General features: G+C 59.4%; 13 protein-coding genes. 5 read left to right on the forward strand and 8 right to left on the reverse strand.

The window, feature by feature from the left end; genetic code table 11:
* Positions 1-152: 152 nt before the first annotated feature.
* Positions 153-1,091, reverse strand: a complete 939-nt coding sequence (locus F560_RS0118115) for an alpha/beta hydrolase (protein WP_019007182.1) — start codon at positions 1,089-1,091, stop codon at positions 153-155.
* A 129-nt stretch (positions 1,092-1,220) separates the two neighbouring features.
* Here F560_RS0118115 and F560_RS25660 point away from each other — a divergent pair, with 129 nt between their 5' ends.
* Positions 1,221-1,391 carry a hypothetical protein gene (locus F560_RS25660; RefSeq protein ID WP_019007183.1) on the forward strand — a complete coding sequence of 57 codons (171 nt, stop codon included), beginning with the start codon at positions 1,221-1,223 and terminating at the stop codon, positions 1,389-1,391.
* Positions 1,392-1,487: 96 nt separating this feature from the next.
* On the opposite strand, the gene F560_RS0118125 is transcribed toward F560_RS25660, so the two are convergent.
* The 4 genes from F560_RS0118125 to F560_RS0118140 all read right to left on the reverse strand — a co-directional run bounded on the left by F560_RS0118125 (position 1,488) and on the right by F560_RS0118140 (position 8,419).
* Entirely contained in the window at positions 1,488-2,135 is a 648-nt protein-coding gene (locus tag F560_RS0118125; protein ID WP_019007184.1) for a nitroreductase family protein, read from the reverse strand.
* 121 nt (positions 2,136-2,256) lie between these two features.
* Positions 2,257-4,599, reverse strand: a complete 2,343-nt coding sequence (locus tag F560_RS23600; RefSeq protein WP_019007185.1) for an alpha/beta hydrolase family protein — start codon at positions 4,597-4,599, stop codon at positions 2,257-2,259.
* A 138-nt stretch (positions 4,600-4,737) separates the two neighbouring features.
* A complete protein-coding gene (locus F560_RS26300; protein WP_019007186.1) occupies positions 4,738-6,030 on the reverse strand; it encodes a DUF3900 domain-containing protein in 1,293 nt (430 codons plus the stop codon).
* Positions 6,031-6,829: 799 nt separating this feature from the next.
* Positions 6,830-8,419 carry a bifunctional metallophosphatase/5'-nucleotidase gene (locus tag F560_RS0118140; RefSeq protein WP_019007187.1) on the reverse strand — a complete coding sequence of 530 codons (1,590 nt, stop codon included), beginning with the start codon at positions 8,417-8,419 and terminating at the stop codon, positions 6,830-6,832.
* Between the two features lie 163 nt (positions 8,420-8,582).
* Between F560_RS0118140 and F560_RS0118145 the strand changes: the two genes are divergently transcribed.
* The 4 genes from F560_RS0118145 (at position 8,583) to phnE (F560_RS0118160) (ending at position 12,036) form a co-directional block, all read left to right on the forward strand.
* The gene (locus tag F560_RS0118145) at positions 8,583-9,581 is read left to right on the forward strand and encodes a phosphate/phosphite/phosphonate ABC transporter substrate-binding protein (RefSeq protein ID WP_019007188.1); all 999 of its coding nucleotides are present in this window, start codon (positions 8,583-8,585) and stop codon (positions 9,579-9,581) included.
* Between the two features lie 129 nt (positions 9,582-9,710).
* Positions 9,711-10,481 carry a phosphonate ABC transporter ATP-binding protein gene (gene phnC, locus F560_RS0118150; protein WP_019007189.1) on the forward strand — a complete coding sequence of 257 codons (771 nt, stop codon included), beginning with the start codon at positions 9,711-9,713 and terminating at the stop codon, positions 10,479-10,481.
* Entirely contained in the window at positions 10,478-11,266 is a 789-nt protein-coding gene (gene phnE, locus F560_RS0118155) for a phosphonate ABC transporter, permease protein PhnE (protein ID WP_019007190.1), read from the forward strand. Before phnC ends, phnE (F560_RS0118155) begins: the two co-directional genes overlap by 4 nt.
* Positions 11,263-12,036: a phosphonate ABC transporter, permease protein PhnE gene (gene phnE / locus F560_RS0118160; RefSeq protein ID WP_019007191.1), complete on the forward strand. Its 774-nt coding sequence runs from the start codon at positions 11,263-11,265 to the stop codon at positions 12,034-12,036. The genes phnE (F560_RS0118155) and phnE (F560_RS0118160) overlap by 4 nt, the downstream gene beginning before the upstream one ends.
* Before the next feature lie 56 nt (positions 12,037-12,092).
* Here phnE (F560_RS0118160) and F560_RS0118165 read toward each other — a convergent pair whose 3' ends face one another.
* From F560_RS0118165 to F560_RS25180, 3 genes are all read right to left on the reverse strand, one after another.
* The gene (locus tag F560_RS0118165; RefSeq protein ID WP_019007192.1) at positions 12,093-12,920 is read right to left on the reverse strand and encodes a class I SAM-dependent methyltransferase; all 828 of its coding nucleotides are present in this window, start codon (positions 12,918-12,920) and stop codon (positions 12,093-12,095) included.
* 127 nt (positions 12,921-13,047) lie between these two features.
* Positions 13,048-14,274, reverse strand: coding sequence for a multidrug effflux MFS transporter (locus tag F560_RS0118170; protein ID WP_019007193.1), 1,227 nt, complete (start codon positions 14,272-14,274; stop codon positions 13,048-13,050).
* Between the two features lie 488 nt (positions 14,275-14,762).
* A partial coding sequence (locus F560_RS25180) for a transposase (protein ID WP_019007195.1) occupies positions 14,763-14,946 on the reverse strand: 184 nt, incomplete at its 5' end.

The following is a 14,946-nucleotide window of genomic DNA, read 5'->3' on the forward strand; positions in this document are numbered from 1 at the left end:
ACAACCAGAAGCAGCATAATCACGTTGAAACGGGAAATGTTCCAGACCTGCCTTTGGTTTCCCTAAATATCTTTATTCGTTATCCGGAAGAAAAAAAGGCCGCTTACGCCGATAAGCGGCCGGCGGATCGGACGATCCCCATCCAAGGTTTTTCAGCCGTCGGTTACATAGCGCCCGGTGAAGCGCGCGATCGCGTTCCGATAGCCTTCGGGGTCGATGAGCAGCGAATTGCCGTGCTGCGCTTTGGGGACGATCAACCGCTCCTTGGCGGACCGGATCGCGTCATACAATTCGTTGACCATCGAGGTCGGCACAAAGGTATCCTCCCCGCCGTGAATCAGCAGCACAGGTTTCGAATTGTGGCCAAGCTGCCGGACGACGGAGGCTTCCCCGAAGAAATATCCGGAACTTAATTTGCAGATCAGGCTCGTCAGCGGAATGAACGGGAACGACGGCAATCTGAACAATTTCTTGAGCTGATACGACAAAATGCCTTTCAGCGAGCTGTAGGCGCAGTCGGAAATGATGCACTTCACCTGGGGCGGAAGCGGTTCGCCGCCGGTCATCAGCACCGTGCCGCCTCCCATGGAGACGCCGTGCAGCACGATTTGGACGTCATCGCCCTTTCGCTTGATCAGATAATCGATCCAGCGGACATAGTCCTTGCGATCCTTCCATCCGAACCCGATATAGCGCCCTCCGCTGCCGCCGTGGCCGCGGTTGTCGGGCATCAGCACCGCATACCCCATCTCCTTGTAAATCCTCGCCAGAATGGCCATATCCTCGCCTTGACCAGAGTAGCCGTGAGCGAGAATGACGGCCTTGTTGCCGGCGGACGGCGTTTCCAAATAGTGGCCGTGCAGCGGGATGCCGTCTTCCGCCCGGATCTTCACTTGCTCGAACGGCTGCGACCGGAACCATTCCTGCGCTTCCCGGATCACGCTTGCGTCCACATGAGGCATGTCCGAATGGAGGTTCATAAACATTTTTCGGTTACGTACAAAAGCGAAACGGTACAAGTACAGACAGAAAAAGATCAGCAGCGCGGCGACGCCGCAAACGGCGATAAGCGCGATCGACCATACCGGCATGAAGGTTCTCCTTTCCGTTTCGAAGCGTCGTTCCTTTAGTTTTTCAGTCCGGACGGAGGTTCATACGCGAACCGCGCATGGCGGAAAACAAGGCATGACGGCCCCGTTTCCTTCACCGCGATCGGCCTGATGCGCGAAGCAACCGGCGGCATCGTGGGGAAGCTCGTCCGCGCCGATTTGCTCCGGCTGTCCGCGTACGCGGCCGCCTCGCTTGTCGTCGGACTTTCGCTGAAACGAATCATCAACCGCGCCTCCGCCGCCATGGTCGCAAGAGCCCGCGAAAGCAGGCTGATTCATTAAACGCTTGAGCAAACAAAAAACCCGCTTTCGGGCCGCTCGGACCGAAAACGGGCTTCTCTGCCATTCCGGAAGAGGCAGAAAGGACCTTTTACAAGGTCAAAACGTATTCCAGAACGTGATATCTTCGACCGGCAGCCGGGAAGTGGGCCGTCCCGGAGAAGCCGCTTTGCCGACCGCAATGAGCATAATCGGAACGTACCGGCTCGGAATGCGGAATTCGGCGATCAGCTTTTGCGCATCGTAGCCGCCCATCGGAACGGTGTCGTAGCCGCGGGCTTTCGCCACAAGCATAAACTGCATGCTGACCAGTCCGCCATCGATGAGGAGAATTCGTTCCAGTCTTTCTTCGGGCAAAGAGCCGTATGTTTTGACGGTTCTCTCGGTATACTGGGAAGCGAACTCTTCGGTCATATAGCCCGCTTCAACCGCAAGACGGCAGATCTTGCCCAGCTGCTTGTAGCCTTCCTTGTCGCCAAGCACGGCAATGACGGCGGCCGCTTCGACGACCTGCTGCTGGTTGAAGGCGATGGGCAGCAGGCGCTGCTTTTGCTCCGGATCTTGAATGATCAGAAAGCGCCACGGCTGGATGTTGTTGCTCGAAGGCGCAAGCGTCGCTTCCTTGATCATGTCCTTCAGTTCCTGCTCGGAAATCGAGACGGAAGGATCGTAATGGCGAACCGAACGCCGCTCGCGGATGACCGAATCGAAGCTCACCTGTTGTTTCGCTTCTGTTTCCAGGGACATTTCTCCCACTCCTCTGTTTTAGGATCGTGTTACACCTATAAGCATCGTAATCGCTCGGAAGTTATCTGTGCTTTTTTACGCACAGTATAATTCTCAACTTTTCGGCTGTCAACCCGACCGATCATGAAAATCCGATATCGTCCAACATCGCCTGGCCCGGTCCTTCCGGAAACACAAACGTAATTCGGGTGATGTCCTCCGCATCGAAATCGGGATTCTGCTCTTCAAACCGCTCGAGCGGAATCTCATACGTCTGGAACACGGATTGAACCGACTCATCGTACTTGCCGCCGTCCATCGTTTTTTCCAGCCAGGGCAAACGCGTGAACGTCGTAGCGGGCGAAGGCGACACCGGCATGATATCGCTAAGCTTAATGCGAACGGCGGCGCCGAACTCGTCCGCAAGCTCCACTTCTACCGCCGACAGCGGGTCGGGCGTTCCGTCCTCCTTTTGCCGCATGTCCTCTTCTTGATTCGGGCGGGCTTCATCCGGCTCTTCGGCGGAATCGGGGTCTTCCGTTTCGTCGCCCGGCTCTTCGCCCGGATCGGCCATCGCAAAGGTAAGGCTGGCGCCGTCCGCTCCGTTCTCCCAAACGCCGGGCAGCGCCAGCGCCCCTTTGGAAAAGAGGGTATACTTCGCCGCCTCGTTCCATTTCAGCTTCACCGCTTTGTTGCCGGTTCCGTTCCCGTCCCGGTCCTTCGCTTCTTCGTGCGACCAGAAGGACACGCCCGCCGCCTCCGCCTTGACGCCGTGCGGCAGCGACCGGATATCGCCGGCCTCCTCATACCGGACGACAGGCACGAACCCTCCATCCTCGTATCGGCTCCAGTAGCCCGTATCGGGCAAAAACGGAGCCCCGGCACGGTAATCGCGAAACAGCCGCCTGTACTCGTCCTTCCCATGCAATGTCGCTTCCGCAAAAGCGGCCAGGTAGACCTTCGCAATTTGCCGCTGCTGCTCGCCCGAAAGAGCCGGAGCGCGAAGAAACAAGCCGGCCGGGAGCGAATCGTCCAACCTTCCCCAGGATGTATTGAACTGCCCGTGATTGGCGCCTGCGATATACAGCGATGCCTTAAACCGATGCGATGAAGGAGAAAAGCTGACGCGCCGATATTGCCGATCCCCGTAAAAATTGGTGATATCCGCGTCGGCCGCCCCTTGCAGGGTCAAATAAGATATGTCCCGGAGCGCCGTCCTCTTGCCGTCGACCGCCGTGTCCGTCGGCGCAAGCGCCGCCACGCTTTGAATGGTATAGCTGCCCCTGTCCGGCAAAGAACCGTCCTGTGCAAACCATTGGTCCGCAGCGGCCGCCATCGCCACCGCCTGCCCCCCTCTGGAGTGGCCGATGAGAGCGATCCGGCCAAAATCGACGCGGCCGAAAAAGGGCGTCGACGCATCCGCGGCAAAAGCCTGGATTTGCTGGATATGCTTCAGCAGCAGCCACGCCCGCGGCTTCATATCCTCATCGGGAATGCCGGACCAGGCCGAGTAGTTCAGGAAATTTTCGTCGATCGAAACCGCGATAAAACCGCGGCTGGCCAGCAGTTCGCCCAAATACGCGTAGCCGCCGTCGGAAAAATCCTCCATCAGGTGATTGCCGTGAACGATCAGAACAAGCGGAAACGGCCCTTCTCCTTCCGGCATCCACACGCTGCCGTTCAGCGGCAGAGAGCGCTCGTCGAATCCCCAGAACCATTTCCGAAGCCTTGGCCAATCGTCAATGTAAGCGGAGGCGTCCACGGAAGAGGACACGATATCGGCATCGCTTCCGTATTCCGGCCGCCACCGGTCTTGGCCGCTGCCGTATGTAAAAGCGAAGTATGCGTAGCCGCCCGGTTGGCTGGGATCGTCCGCCAGCCAAGGCCCGGCGGAGGCGCCGGCCCTGCCGGCTTGCGCCGATGCCGGAAGACCCGCCGGTTCCCCGGCTCGGTCCGCCGCATAGGCAGCCGACGCGGCAAGCAACGCCACGGCAAGCCAGGCCCCCAGCTTGACGCGCCAGGCGAAGCGGCGGCTGAGCGTCAGCCGGAGCAGCGTGCCGGCCAGCGCGGCCACGGCAGTCGAAACCAGGGCAAAGACAAGAGAGAACGCCCAGCCGAGATCGTTGACATACAGCAAGAGCGCAATTTCGGCAACCGTATAGAGCGCCGCTCCCGCCGCAAACCCCGGCGCGGCCAGGCGCAGCGCGGCAAACAGCCAGGCGGCAAGCCGCCCCGCAAGCATCAGCCCGGCCGTATTCATGGCGACGGCCGCCGCGATGTCGAGCCCCGCCCCATGTCCTGTAGGCGCGCCCAGGATGCTGACCGCCGCCATTGCGCTCCCGGCGGTCCATACGCCGGCCGACGCCGCCCGCCACAGCGCGGTGTCGTACCGGTACAGCCGCCCGCGCTCCGGGCGCAGCCGGGCTGCGATCCGCTTGCCGAGCGGGGCTGTGTTTGCCGATTCGTACGGGATAGTCGACCTCATGATCAACGCCTCATTTTACTGGTCTAAGCGCGCCGCCGTTACGAGTTAGGCGGCAGCGCCGTTTTGGGCAACCCGTGCGCCATCCTGCGCCGCAACGCGCGTTGAGAGAGACGCGTATGGCGCCCGATGAACCCAGCTTCAAACTTCGTAAGATGCGCCGCGATCCGTCTTCCCGATCCTCTCCAGAACGTCTTTTAATTCGTCGGGGTACAGCAGTTCGACCGGCGACAGCCCTTTTTCGAACTGGAACGCGTCGCCTTCGAGCAGCACGACGTAACGCCCGTTGAACCGGGCGATGTGGAGGCTGTTGCCGTAATCGGCCATTCGCGCCTTGACCGAAATGCCGTCCAGCTTGAACCTCAGCTCCAGTTCCGGCTGGAGCTCGACGATCCGCGACGTCGCTTCCATCACGTCCTCGTGGGTCCATTTTTCCTGCAATTTCCGTTTGTCGCTGGCCGCCCAAGCCTCGTACTGGCTCTCCTCGAGAATCCGGCCCGGATGGCCGTACGGCTCCGCGCCGCTTGCAGGCTCCCCGGTCAGCTTCCGCAGCCCTTCGTCGTCCCGCTCCGCCTCTCCTTCCGCTTCCCCCGCTTCCGCCTCCGCATGCGCGCCGGCCTCTTCAAGGGACTCGCCGCTCGTTTCCGGGTTCGCGGATTCGTAAGCCGCGGCTGCGGCCAGAAAGGCCGGATCGTTGTTTTCGCCCTCTTTGCCGCCCTGCCACTTCGTTTCGATATACTGTTGAACCAGGCTCAGCACCTGGTCGGTCACGATTTCGGGCTTCGACTTTTCGTAGGAGACGTATTTCAGGAAATCCTCGAAGTAACGGGCATGGGAAGCCTGGTGAATCTTCAGCTCGAACGGCTCCAGCATTCCCTCCTCCGGCATGTGCGGGTACTGGATAGACTTGATGTTGCGGGCGCTGATCGCCATTTCCACGCGCGAGATCAGGCTCCGCTCATCGGATACGCGGGCAATTTTCGACTCGAAATCGCACTTGAGCACAAACACGAACGGATCGTCGAACAGCTCGTTCAGCTTGCCCAGCGCCACGATAAACGCCCCGCCCCGGACCGCGCTCGTATTCATGTAGATCCTGACCATGTCGTCGGCGGCGTACTGGAACTGCTGCTTGTCCGCCGCGGTGCGCAGCCTCTGGAACAAATTGTAGTTCGGGTTGCTGTCGGGATCGTGCCCCGGCTCGACGACAAATCTTCCGATCTTGGTCGGCGCGTTCTCCGACTCCGCATGAACGTCGGCCTTGCGCTTGGCGATGCGCGTAAATTCCGCGTCCAAAAACGATTTGATCTCGCTGCCCTCGTAGCCGGCATGATCCAGCGTCTGGTAGTGTTTGTACCGCCTCGCATGCTCCTGATCGGACGATCCGTCGTTCTGTATCACAAAGAAAGACAAATACTGAATCGCAAATTTCATCGGTCGGCTCCTCTTTATCTTTAACCATCCGTTTCTCGTCTCAAAAACGCCTTCTCCCGTCTGCAAATGCCGGAAAACCGCCCGATACGTCGGGCAAACCCGCGCATAAAAAAGGATAGCGGCGCTTGTCCGCATCTTATCGTAACTTCAAGCTGGGCGTCTACTGCAAGACGTCGTGCCTAAGTGGCCGTTTCGACGAAATTGCCCGGGAAATCGTGTTTTTTCGCGCGTATTTGAAGCTATCCAAAACGTAAATCGGACCGACGGAGCGGCGCGAGCCGAGCGGCTAGCCACAGCCGAAGGCGGCCCCTCCGTTTATGCCGTCCATGCCGTCCGGCTCGCTCCTTCGACCTTGCAGCGTCCGAAATCGCGGACGGCGAGTGTCTTCTGTCCGATACCGAACGATTGCACGGCGAGGGCCTCGCTTTATGATCGTACCTGCGAGAGAGAAGGTGTGCAGTTGCTGTAAAGGCAACTGCACGGCCCATTGGGGCGATTTCCCGCTATCCAAGTGCGGAAAAGGCAATTCGGGATCGCGCTGACCCCCACTGGCCGGGCAAAACGCCACGCAGTTGCTGTAAAGGCAACTGCTCAGCCCATTGGGGTGAATCCCCGCAATCCAAATGCGGAAAAGGCAATTCGGGCTCGCGCTGCCCCCCACTGGCCGGGCAAAACGCCCTGCCCCCAGGCCAACTTACTGGCGAACAGCCGGCCAACGCGGTTGCACGAGCCGCATGCGGCGGTCCCTGCCGGATCGGTGCAAGGCCGCCGCTTGCGCGCCGTTCAAGCCGTGTCGCCGTCAATACACGACTTTCCAGTTATGGTCGCACGTCGCCCGGATCGTCTTGCGCGCCAGGATGTAATCCGCCATGATTTCCGTCATGTCGGTCGGAATTTCGCGGACGACCGGCTTGCCGCGGAACATGTCGAAATTGCCTCCGCCCCCTGCACGGTAGCTGTTCATGACGACCTCGTACGGCTGATCGGGTTCTAGCGGAACGCCGCCGCGGAGCAGCTTGACGACCCGCTCGCCCTCCGGCTTCGAAATGTCCAGCTCGTATTCGATGCCCTCCCACATGTCGTAGTTGTAATGCTGCGGTTTCGGAGCCAGATAAGCGGGGCAAATCCGGATGTGCCGCCCTTCCCCCTGCAGCATGAAGTAACAGGCGCTCTTCTCCAGCGCCGCCTTGATGTCGCGTCCGGTCAAACGCAGCACCTTGAGCGTATTCGGATAAATATAGTTCGAGACGATATCGCGCATCGTGATCCGTTCCCCGAACCCTCTCGCCTCGTCGGTAAATATCGCCGTGCAGGAAATGTCCGCCCCCGTCGCCTCCATCTGCACCCGGTTCACGAATTCGGTGAACGCATGATCGGCAAGCCGCGCCTTGAACGAATCGGGAATCGACATGTCGCCTTCCGCCGCTCCGATCGGCTGGTCGAGCCATTGCTGCGTGTTCCGCTCGTCGTCCGCAAATAGGGCCAGCATTTCCGGATCGGCTTCAACCGTCCCGTCTACCGCCAGCAGCTCGGCGCTTTTGCCGCGAAGGGACCAGCCTGCGCCGGCGTTCCGCCCGAACTCCAGCCGAACTTTGGCGATAGCCTGCCCGGCGCTCCCCGGCTGCGCGATCGTCACGCCGTTCAGCTCCCCGGCCAGAAGGCGGTGCTGGTGCCCGGTCAGCAGGACATCGATTCCCTCGAGCTGAAGGCACATCGCATAGCCCTGGTTCTCGCCGGTCAGCGGTTCGGCAGGCTCGCCGGTCGCCAGATCCCGTTCGAAGCCGCCGTGATAGCAGACGACGACGGCGTCCGGCCGTTCGGCTTCGCGAATATGCGCGATCCAGCGCCGGGCGGACTCCAACGCGTCCTCGAAGGCAAGCCCCCGGATGTTGTCCGGATGCTCCCAATTCGGAATATAGTGCGTCGTCAGGCCAAGCACGGCGATCCGGATTCCTTCGTCCGTCTCTCGGATCAAATAAGGCTTCCCGAACGCCGGCTTCCCGTCCTCCCCGTTCACGATATTCGCGGAAAGCCACGGAAACGCGGAGTCCCGGACGGTCCGGCGAAGCAAATCCAGCCCGTAGTCGAACTCGTGATTGCCGACAACGGCCGCGTCATACCGCAAATGATTCAGCGCACGCGCGGCGGGATGCGTGCCCTTCCCGCCGTATTTTGCATAGTGATACATAAACGGCGTCCCCTGAATCAGGTCTCCGTTGTCCAGCAGCAGCAGAGACGGGTCCGACAGCCGCTCTTTCCGGATGAGAGTGGAAAGCTTGGCAAGGCCGAGATTTCGTTCCCCCGGTCCCCGATAATCCGTCGGGTACACATGCCCGTGAATGTCGCTGGTGAACAGCAGCGTGACGAAAGCCGTTTTTTGTGAGTTCAATCTTATAACCTCCTGTACAATTCGCGTTCAATTTGTTTTCCATTCGCAATTAACAGAAAATTTACTCCATTTTTACAATTCTGTCATGACAGGGTCAAACCCCCTGTGCTATGATAGCTATTATTGCAGGATATACCAAATGATAGAAAAGTGGAGGGATAGTATGTCAAGAAATTTTACAAAAATCGCGTTTTTGTTGGCGATTGCGCTGGTGTTTGTCGCGGGGTGCGGTAATAACTCTAACAGTAGCTCAAACGGCAGCCCTTCCGCAAGCCCCAGCGAGAGTCCGGCGGCCGCCGAATCCTCAAGCCCGTCCCCTTCCGAATCGCCCGCCGGTTATGTTCCGAAGACGCTCACCGTTCAGTTCGTCCCTTCGCAAAGCGCGGATACGCTCGAAGCCAAGGCAAAGCCGCTCGAAAAGCTGCTGAGCGACCGTCTGGGCATCGACGTCAAGGTCAGCGTCTCCACCGACTACAACACGATCATCGAAGCGATGGCGTCCAAACAGGTCGACGTCGGCTTCCTGCCTCCGACCGCATACGTGTTGGCGAAGGAAAAAGAGGCGGCCGAAGTCATCCTGCAAGCGCAGCGTTACGGCGTCGATGACGCGACCGGAGCGGAAACGACAGAGCTTGTGGATTCTTACAAGTCGATGATCATCGTCAAAAAGGACTCGCCGATTCAAAAAGTGGAAGACCTCAAAGGCAAAAAGATCGCCTACCAGAACGTTACCTCTTCCGCCGGATACGTATGGCCCGCCGCCAAGCTGATGGAAGCCGGACTCGACCCGCTTAAGGACGTGGAGCCGATTACGGTCAAGGGACATGACCAGGGCGTTATCGCCGTTCTGAACGGTGACGTGGATGCCGCCGCGATTTTCCAGGATGCGCGCAATACGGTCAAGAAAGACTACCCGACCGTCTTTGAGGATACCCGGGTGCTGACGTTTACGGAGCCGATCCCGAACGACACGATTTCGGTGCGTTCCGATATGGACCCCGGATTTATCGAAAAGCTGAAAGCGGCCTTTATCGATATCGGCAAGGATGAAGAGGGCGGCAAAATCATTTACGATATCTATTCCCATCGCGGCTATGTCGAGTCCAACGATAGCATCTTCGATATCGTTCGCGAATACAATAAGAAAGTCAAAACCGAGTAACAGGCAAAAGGCTTCCTTCCCACCGGACACTCCGGCTCTCCGTACCGCTTCATACACAGCCAGCCGAATACGCGTTATTCGCTGGCTGATCTTCTATTTTCAACCACCGGCCAAAGGACTGATCGATCCGTGATCGAACTCCGCAACGTATCCAAAACCTATCCCAACGGAACAAAGGGGCTAAGCAACATTAATCTGACCTTTGAAAAAGGCGAGTTTGTCGTCATCGTCGGCTTGTCCGGCGCCGGCAAATCCACGCTCCTGCGCTCGATCAACCGGCTGCACGAAATTACGGAAGGCGAAATCCGGATTGACGGCAAGTCGATTACGGCGGCAAAGGGCGCAGAGCTCCGCCGCATTCGCCGCGATATCGGCATGGTGTTCCAGAGCTTCAACCTGGTGAAGCGCTCTTCGGTTCTCCGCAACGTACTGGCCGGACGAGTCGGCTACCATTCCGGCCTGCGCACCCTGTTCGGCTTCCCCAAAGCGGACATCCACCTGGCCCTCCAAGCGCTGGATCGGGTCAACATAGCGGAAAAAGCGTACATAAGGGCCGACCAGCTGTCCGGCGGCCAGCAGCAGCGCGTCGCCATCGCCCGTGTGCTGGCGCAGGAAGCCAAAATTATCCTTGCCGACGAACCCGTCGCTTCGCTGGACCCGCTTACGACCAAGCAAGTGATGGACGACCTGAAGCGAATCAATCAAGAGCTAGGCATTACGACCATCGTCAATCTGCACTATATCGATCTGGCGAGGGAATACGCGACGCGCATCGTGGGCCTTCGCGCCGGCGAAGTGGTCTTCGACGGGCCGGTGTCCGAAGCGACGGACGAACGGTTCGCGGAAATCTACGGCCGTCCGATCCAAGAAGACGAGCTGCTCGGAGAGAAGTCCCTATGAACGCCCAGACGAAACAACTGCCGAAGCCGCCCGGCAAGCTGAAGCATGCGCTCACGTTCGTTATCGTTCTTTTCTTGCTGTGGGGCAGTGCCGTTCAGACGGAAGCTTCGTTCGGAAGGCTGATTTCCGGCATTCCGAATATGTGGGATTTGCTTAAAGAGATGTTTCCGCCCAATTGGGCTTACTTCGACAACATCGTAAACCCGATGCTGGATACGATCCGCATGGCGATTGCCGGCACCACCATCGGCGCGATTTTCGCGATCCCGCTCTCCATTCTCGCCGCCAACAACATGGTGCGTTCCCCGTGGGTCTATCAGATCGCTCGCTTCATCCTGAACCTGCTGCGCACCATACCGGATCTGCTGCTCGCCGCGATTTTCGTCGCCATTTTCGGCCTCGGGCTCATTCCCGGCATCCTGGCGCTGGCCGTCTTCTCGGTCGGCCTGATCGCCAAGCTGACGTACGAATCGCTGGAAACGATCGACCGCGGGCCGCTGGAGGCGATGACGTCGGTCGGCGCGAGCAAGCTGCAGTGGATTGCGTTCGGCGTTGTGCCGCAGATCCTCCCTCACTTCATCTCCTACGTGCTGTACACGTTCGAGATCAACGTGCGGGCGGCCGCCGTGCTGGGGCTCGTCGGCGCCGGGGGCATCGGCCTCTACTACGAGAAGACGCTCGGCTTTCTCGAATACGACAAGACCAATTCGATCATTCTGCTCACGCTGGCGGTCGTCTTGGCGATCGATTATTTCAGTACGAAGCTGCGGGAGAAATTGCTATGAATCGCAACCGGTGGCTGCATTGGCTTATCGCTATTGCCCTTGTGCTGATTTATGTTTGGACATTCTGGGACATTCGATTTTCCGGAATCAAGGAGACTGCGGGAAAAATCACGCGCTCGATTATCCAGGGAATCTTCTCCCCGGATTGGGACTACGTCTATTTGCCCGACGGCGAGGACTTGCTGCGCGGCCTGCTCGACACGCTCGCCATCGCGGCGCTCGGCACCTTCATTTCCGCGGTTCTGTGCATTCCGTTCGCCTTCTGGGCCGCCGCCAGCCGCAACAAATCGATGGCGCTGTCCGGCGCGGGCAAGTTCGTGCTCAGCTTTATCCGGACGTTCCCGGAGATCGTCATGGCGCTTTTGTTCATCAAGGCGGTCGGGCCCGGCTCGTTCGCCGGCGCGCTGGCGCTCGGCCTGCATTCCATCGGGATGCTCGGCAAGCTGTTTTCGGAGGAAGTGGAGAACATGGACGCCGGGCCGACCGAGGCGCTTATCGCCACCGGAGCGAGCCGGCTGCAAGTCCTTTGGTTCGCCGTCATCCCGCAGGTGCTGCCCGGCTTTTTGTCCTATACCCTGTACCGCTTCGAGATCAACGTCCGCTCCGCCACCATTCTCGGCATCATCGGCGCCGGCGGCATCGGCACGCCGCTCATCTTCGCGCTTACCACCCGCCATTGGGACCGGGTCGGCATCATTCTGCTCGGCATTATCGTCACCGTGACGCTGATCGACCTGATATCCGGCTATTTTCGCCGCAAACTCGCATAAAAGAAGGATCGCACCCCCGTGCTGCAGGCGGAGCGGTTGCGATCCTTGTTTCATTTTTATTTGATGCCGAGCCGCATCCGGTACCCGAACATGACATCCAGCGTCCGGCCCCGAAAATACGCCTCGACTTCCTTCCGGAACGCGTCGATTTCATCCCGAAGCTCCTCCGCGCCGTGCTTGAGCGCCGTCTGCACGCCCCCCTGGCTAAGCGCAAGGCCGATATAGCGATCGGCATCGCAGCGCTCGATGTTATGGAACACCATTTCTTTCACGTAACGAAACACGCCGCTCGCCCGAAGGTTTTCCAGATGCTTGCCCTTGTCCCGCTTCACCGCCCGGTCCGCAGCCGGCACCCGCCGGGCAATCGCTTCGTCCGCTAAGCGGAGCAGTCTTTCGTAGCCGCTTTCGACGGTCCAGCTCGCCTGGGGAGGCCAATCGCAATCGTAGGCCGCGAAAATCCCGTTCGTACGAAGCACACGGCCGACTTCCTGCAGCGTGCTGACCGGATCCATCCAGTGAAACGACTGGGAGCAAGTCACGATGTCCGCCGATCCGGATTCCAGGTCCAATTCGTTGGAATAGCCCTGCACGAAGGCGAAGCGGCCCGCGTCGTCCGGCGGCAGAAGCGCGAGCTTCTCCCTTGCTTTGCCGATCATGTCGCCGTTCGGTTCGATCCCGACGACCCGGTCGGCCGCCTTCCGCCAAATAAAGGACGACAATCCGGTTCCGCAGCCCACATCGACGACAAGCGAAGGCCTTCCGCCCAGGTAACCCGTCAACAAATCCACGACCAGCACCGGCGCCTGCGGACGGTACGAGTCGTACAATCCCTCGAAGCCGGAGAACCGCTCGATGTTGCTTTTCACATTTCCTTCCGGAATCACGGAAACGCCCCCTTTTTTTCAATTACTTCCAATATTACCAGTATACCAGCCGGCGTGCCGAAACGGTGCGATATTTTTCACACGGCCCCGGCGGCCAAACCGCCGACCGCATACCGCCGTCCGCCGCTCAGGCGATGCCGCGATCGCGTTTTTTCCGCCCGACCATCGTATAGTACAGCGCGATTGCAAGCACGTTGGCAGCCGCCATGACCACCCCCATCGGAACGGCCGTTTGCTCGCCGCCGATGCCGACCAGGGGGGACACGATCCCGCCGAACACGAACGAAAGCACCCCCAGCAGCGCCGACGCGCTTCCCGCCGATTCGCTTTGCTTGCGCATCGCCAGCGGAAACGAAGCCGTTCCGACCAGCCCGACGCAAGAGACGACCACAAACAGCAGCGGAAGCACGGCCCACAGGCCGCCGCCCAGAAGCAGGACGGCCAGCAAGCCGAGTCCGCCGGCAGACGCAAGACCCAGTCCCGCTGCCAGCAGCCTGCGTTCGTCGACGCGTCCGGCAAGCCGTCCGGCAGCCTGGCTGAACAGAATGATCCCCAGGCCGTTGCAGGCAAAGATCAGGCTGTACGTTTGCGGCGAAACGCCGAAAATCCCCTGCAGAACAAAAGGCGAACCGGATATATAGGCAAACATGGCCGCCGTCACGAAGCCTTGCGGCAGCGCGTACCCCATAAATTCGCGATCGCCCGCAATCCGGCGGAAGGTGCGCAGCGTCTGCCCGATTCCGCCGCGAGCCCGGCGTTCCGCGGGAAGCGACTCCGGCAAGCCGAACAAGGCGGCGAGCAGCGATACGACCCCGAGGAGTCCGAGCGCCACAAAGACGCCCCGCCAATCCGTAAAGCGCAGCAGTTGCCCGCCCGCAACCGGCGCCAGCACCGGCGCCGCGCCGTTGACAAGCATCAGCAACGAGAAAAATCGGGTCAACTCGCTGCCCGACGCCAAGTCCCGCGCCACCGCCCGGGATATGACGATCCCGGCCGCGCCGGCGAGCCCCTGGACGAACCGCAGCGCGATAAACGCACCGGCGGACGGACTGTACACACAGAACACGGATACGATCGCATACAGCGCCAAGCCGATCGCAAGCGGTAATTTTCGCCCCCGCACATCGCTGATCGGACCGATGAACAGTTGGCCCAGCGACAGGCCCAGCAAGCATGCCGTCAAGCTCAACTGCGCCATCGGCGCGCTCGTATGCAAATCTTCCGCCACCATAGGGAGGGCCGGGAGATACATATCCAGCGAAAACGGGCCGAAAGCGGACAACAGACCGAGAATCAGCGCGATCGAAATGCGTTTGGAGCCGTTCTGCGCAAGCGAATTGGACGAGGGATTCATGAATGCCATCCTTCCGAAAACGGGTTGTACGTATTGCAGCCATTATAGGGACATGCTAGTCCTCCGTCAATCCGTCCCTTGCACCGCAAGGAGGAGAGCGGCTATGGACTTACGCCTCCGGGGAACGAGACGGCTACGGCGCTTACGCCTTCGAGTAAACAAGCGGTTGCGGCGCTTGCGCGAACTCCACGCCCGCCTCCTCCCGGCTCCTTTTCCCCCGCTTCCTGCGTTTCTTCGCGACAGACTTCCGCATCAATTGACAGACCCTGACGCCGCGTTGTCTAATGAATTGACGACATCATGTTTCGGGAGGCGCTTTCCATGACAATCAGGTCAAAGCTCGCCCTCTTTATTTCGATATTGATCGCCATGATTTTGATGCTCAACATCTCTATCTAGTTGCTCCTGAAAAAGTCGATTTTCAAAAATAGTTTCGGGTTGCTGGCTGGGTTGTGAGGGGGAACTTTCCCTAATGATCGGTTTCCATGTTAGTTTTGGAGCATTTTTGCCGCTCTTTGCAGGTTGTGGGTCAGAATCCCGAAGCCGACCCAGCATTTTGAGCCGACAAAGCCCCGATACCTGCTGCGGTTCAAACCGTACTTCCGCTTGAGAAGACTAATCTTCGCTTCTCCAGCTGCACGGTAACGCTGCAAGTCTTTGAACCATAATTCG

This window comes from Cohnella laeviribosi DSM 21336, assembly GCF_000378425.1.
Lineage (GTDB): Bacteria > Bacillota > Bacilli > Paenibacillales > Paenibacillaceae > Cohnella > Cohnella laeviribosi.

Excerpts from the sequence above, each read along its gene's own strand:
- F560_RS23600 (WP_019007185.1), bottom strand. The coding sequence starts at position 4,599 with ATGAGGTCGACTATCCCGTACGAATCGGCAAACACAGCCCCGCTCGGC.
- phnE (WP_019007191.1), top strand. The coding sequence starts at position 11,263 with ATGAATCGCAACCGGTGGCTGCATTGGCTTATCGCTATTGCCCTTGTG.
- F560_RS25660 (WP_019007183.1), top strand. The coding sequence starts at position 1,221 with ATGCGCGAAGCAACCGGCGGCATCGTGGGGAAGCTCGTCCGCGCCGAT.
- phnE (WP_019007190.1), top strand. The coding sequence starts at position 10,478 with ATGAACGCCCAGACGAAACAACTGCCGAAGCCGCCCGGCAAGCTGAAG.
- F560_RS0118125 (WP_019007184.1), bottom strand. The coding sequence starts at position 2,135 with ATGTCCCTGGAAACAGAAGCGAAACAACAGGTGAGCTTCGATTCGGTC.
- F560_RS26300 (WP_019007186.1), bottom strand. The coding sequence starts at position 6,030 with ATGAAATTTGCGATTCAGTATTTGTCTTTCTTTGTGATACAGAACGAC.
- F560_RS0118170 (WP_019007193.1), bottom strand. The coding sequence starts at position 14,274 with ATGAATCCCTCGTCCAATTCGCTTGCGCAGAACGGCTCCAAACGCATT.
- F560_RS0118145 (WP_019007188.1), top strand. The coding sequence starts at position 8,583 with ATGTCAAGAAATTTTACAAAAATCGCGTTTTTGTTGGCGATTGCGCTG.
- F560_RS0118115 (WP_019007182.1), bottom strand. The coding sequence starts at position 1,091 with ATGCCGGTATGGTCGATCGCGCTTATCGCCGTTTGCGGCGTCGCCGCG.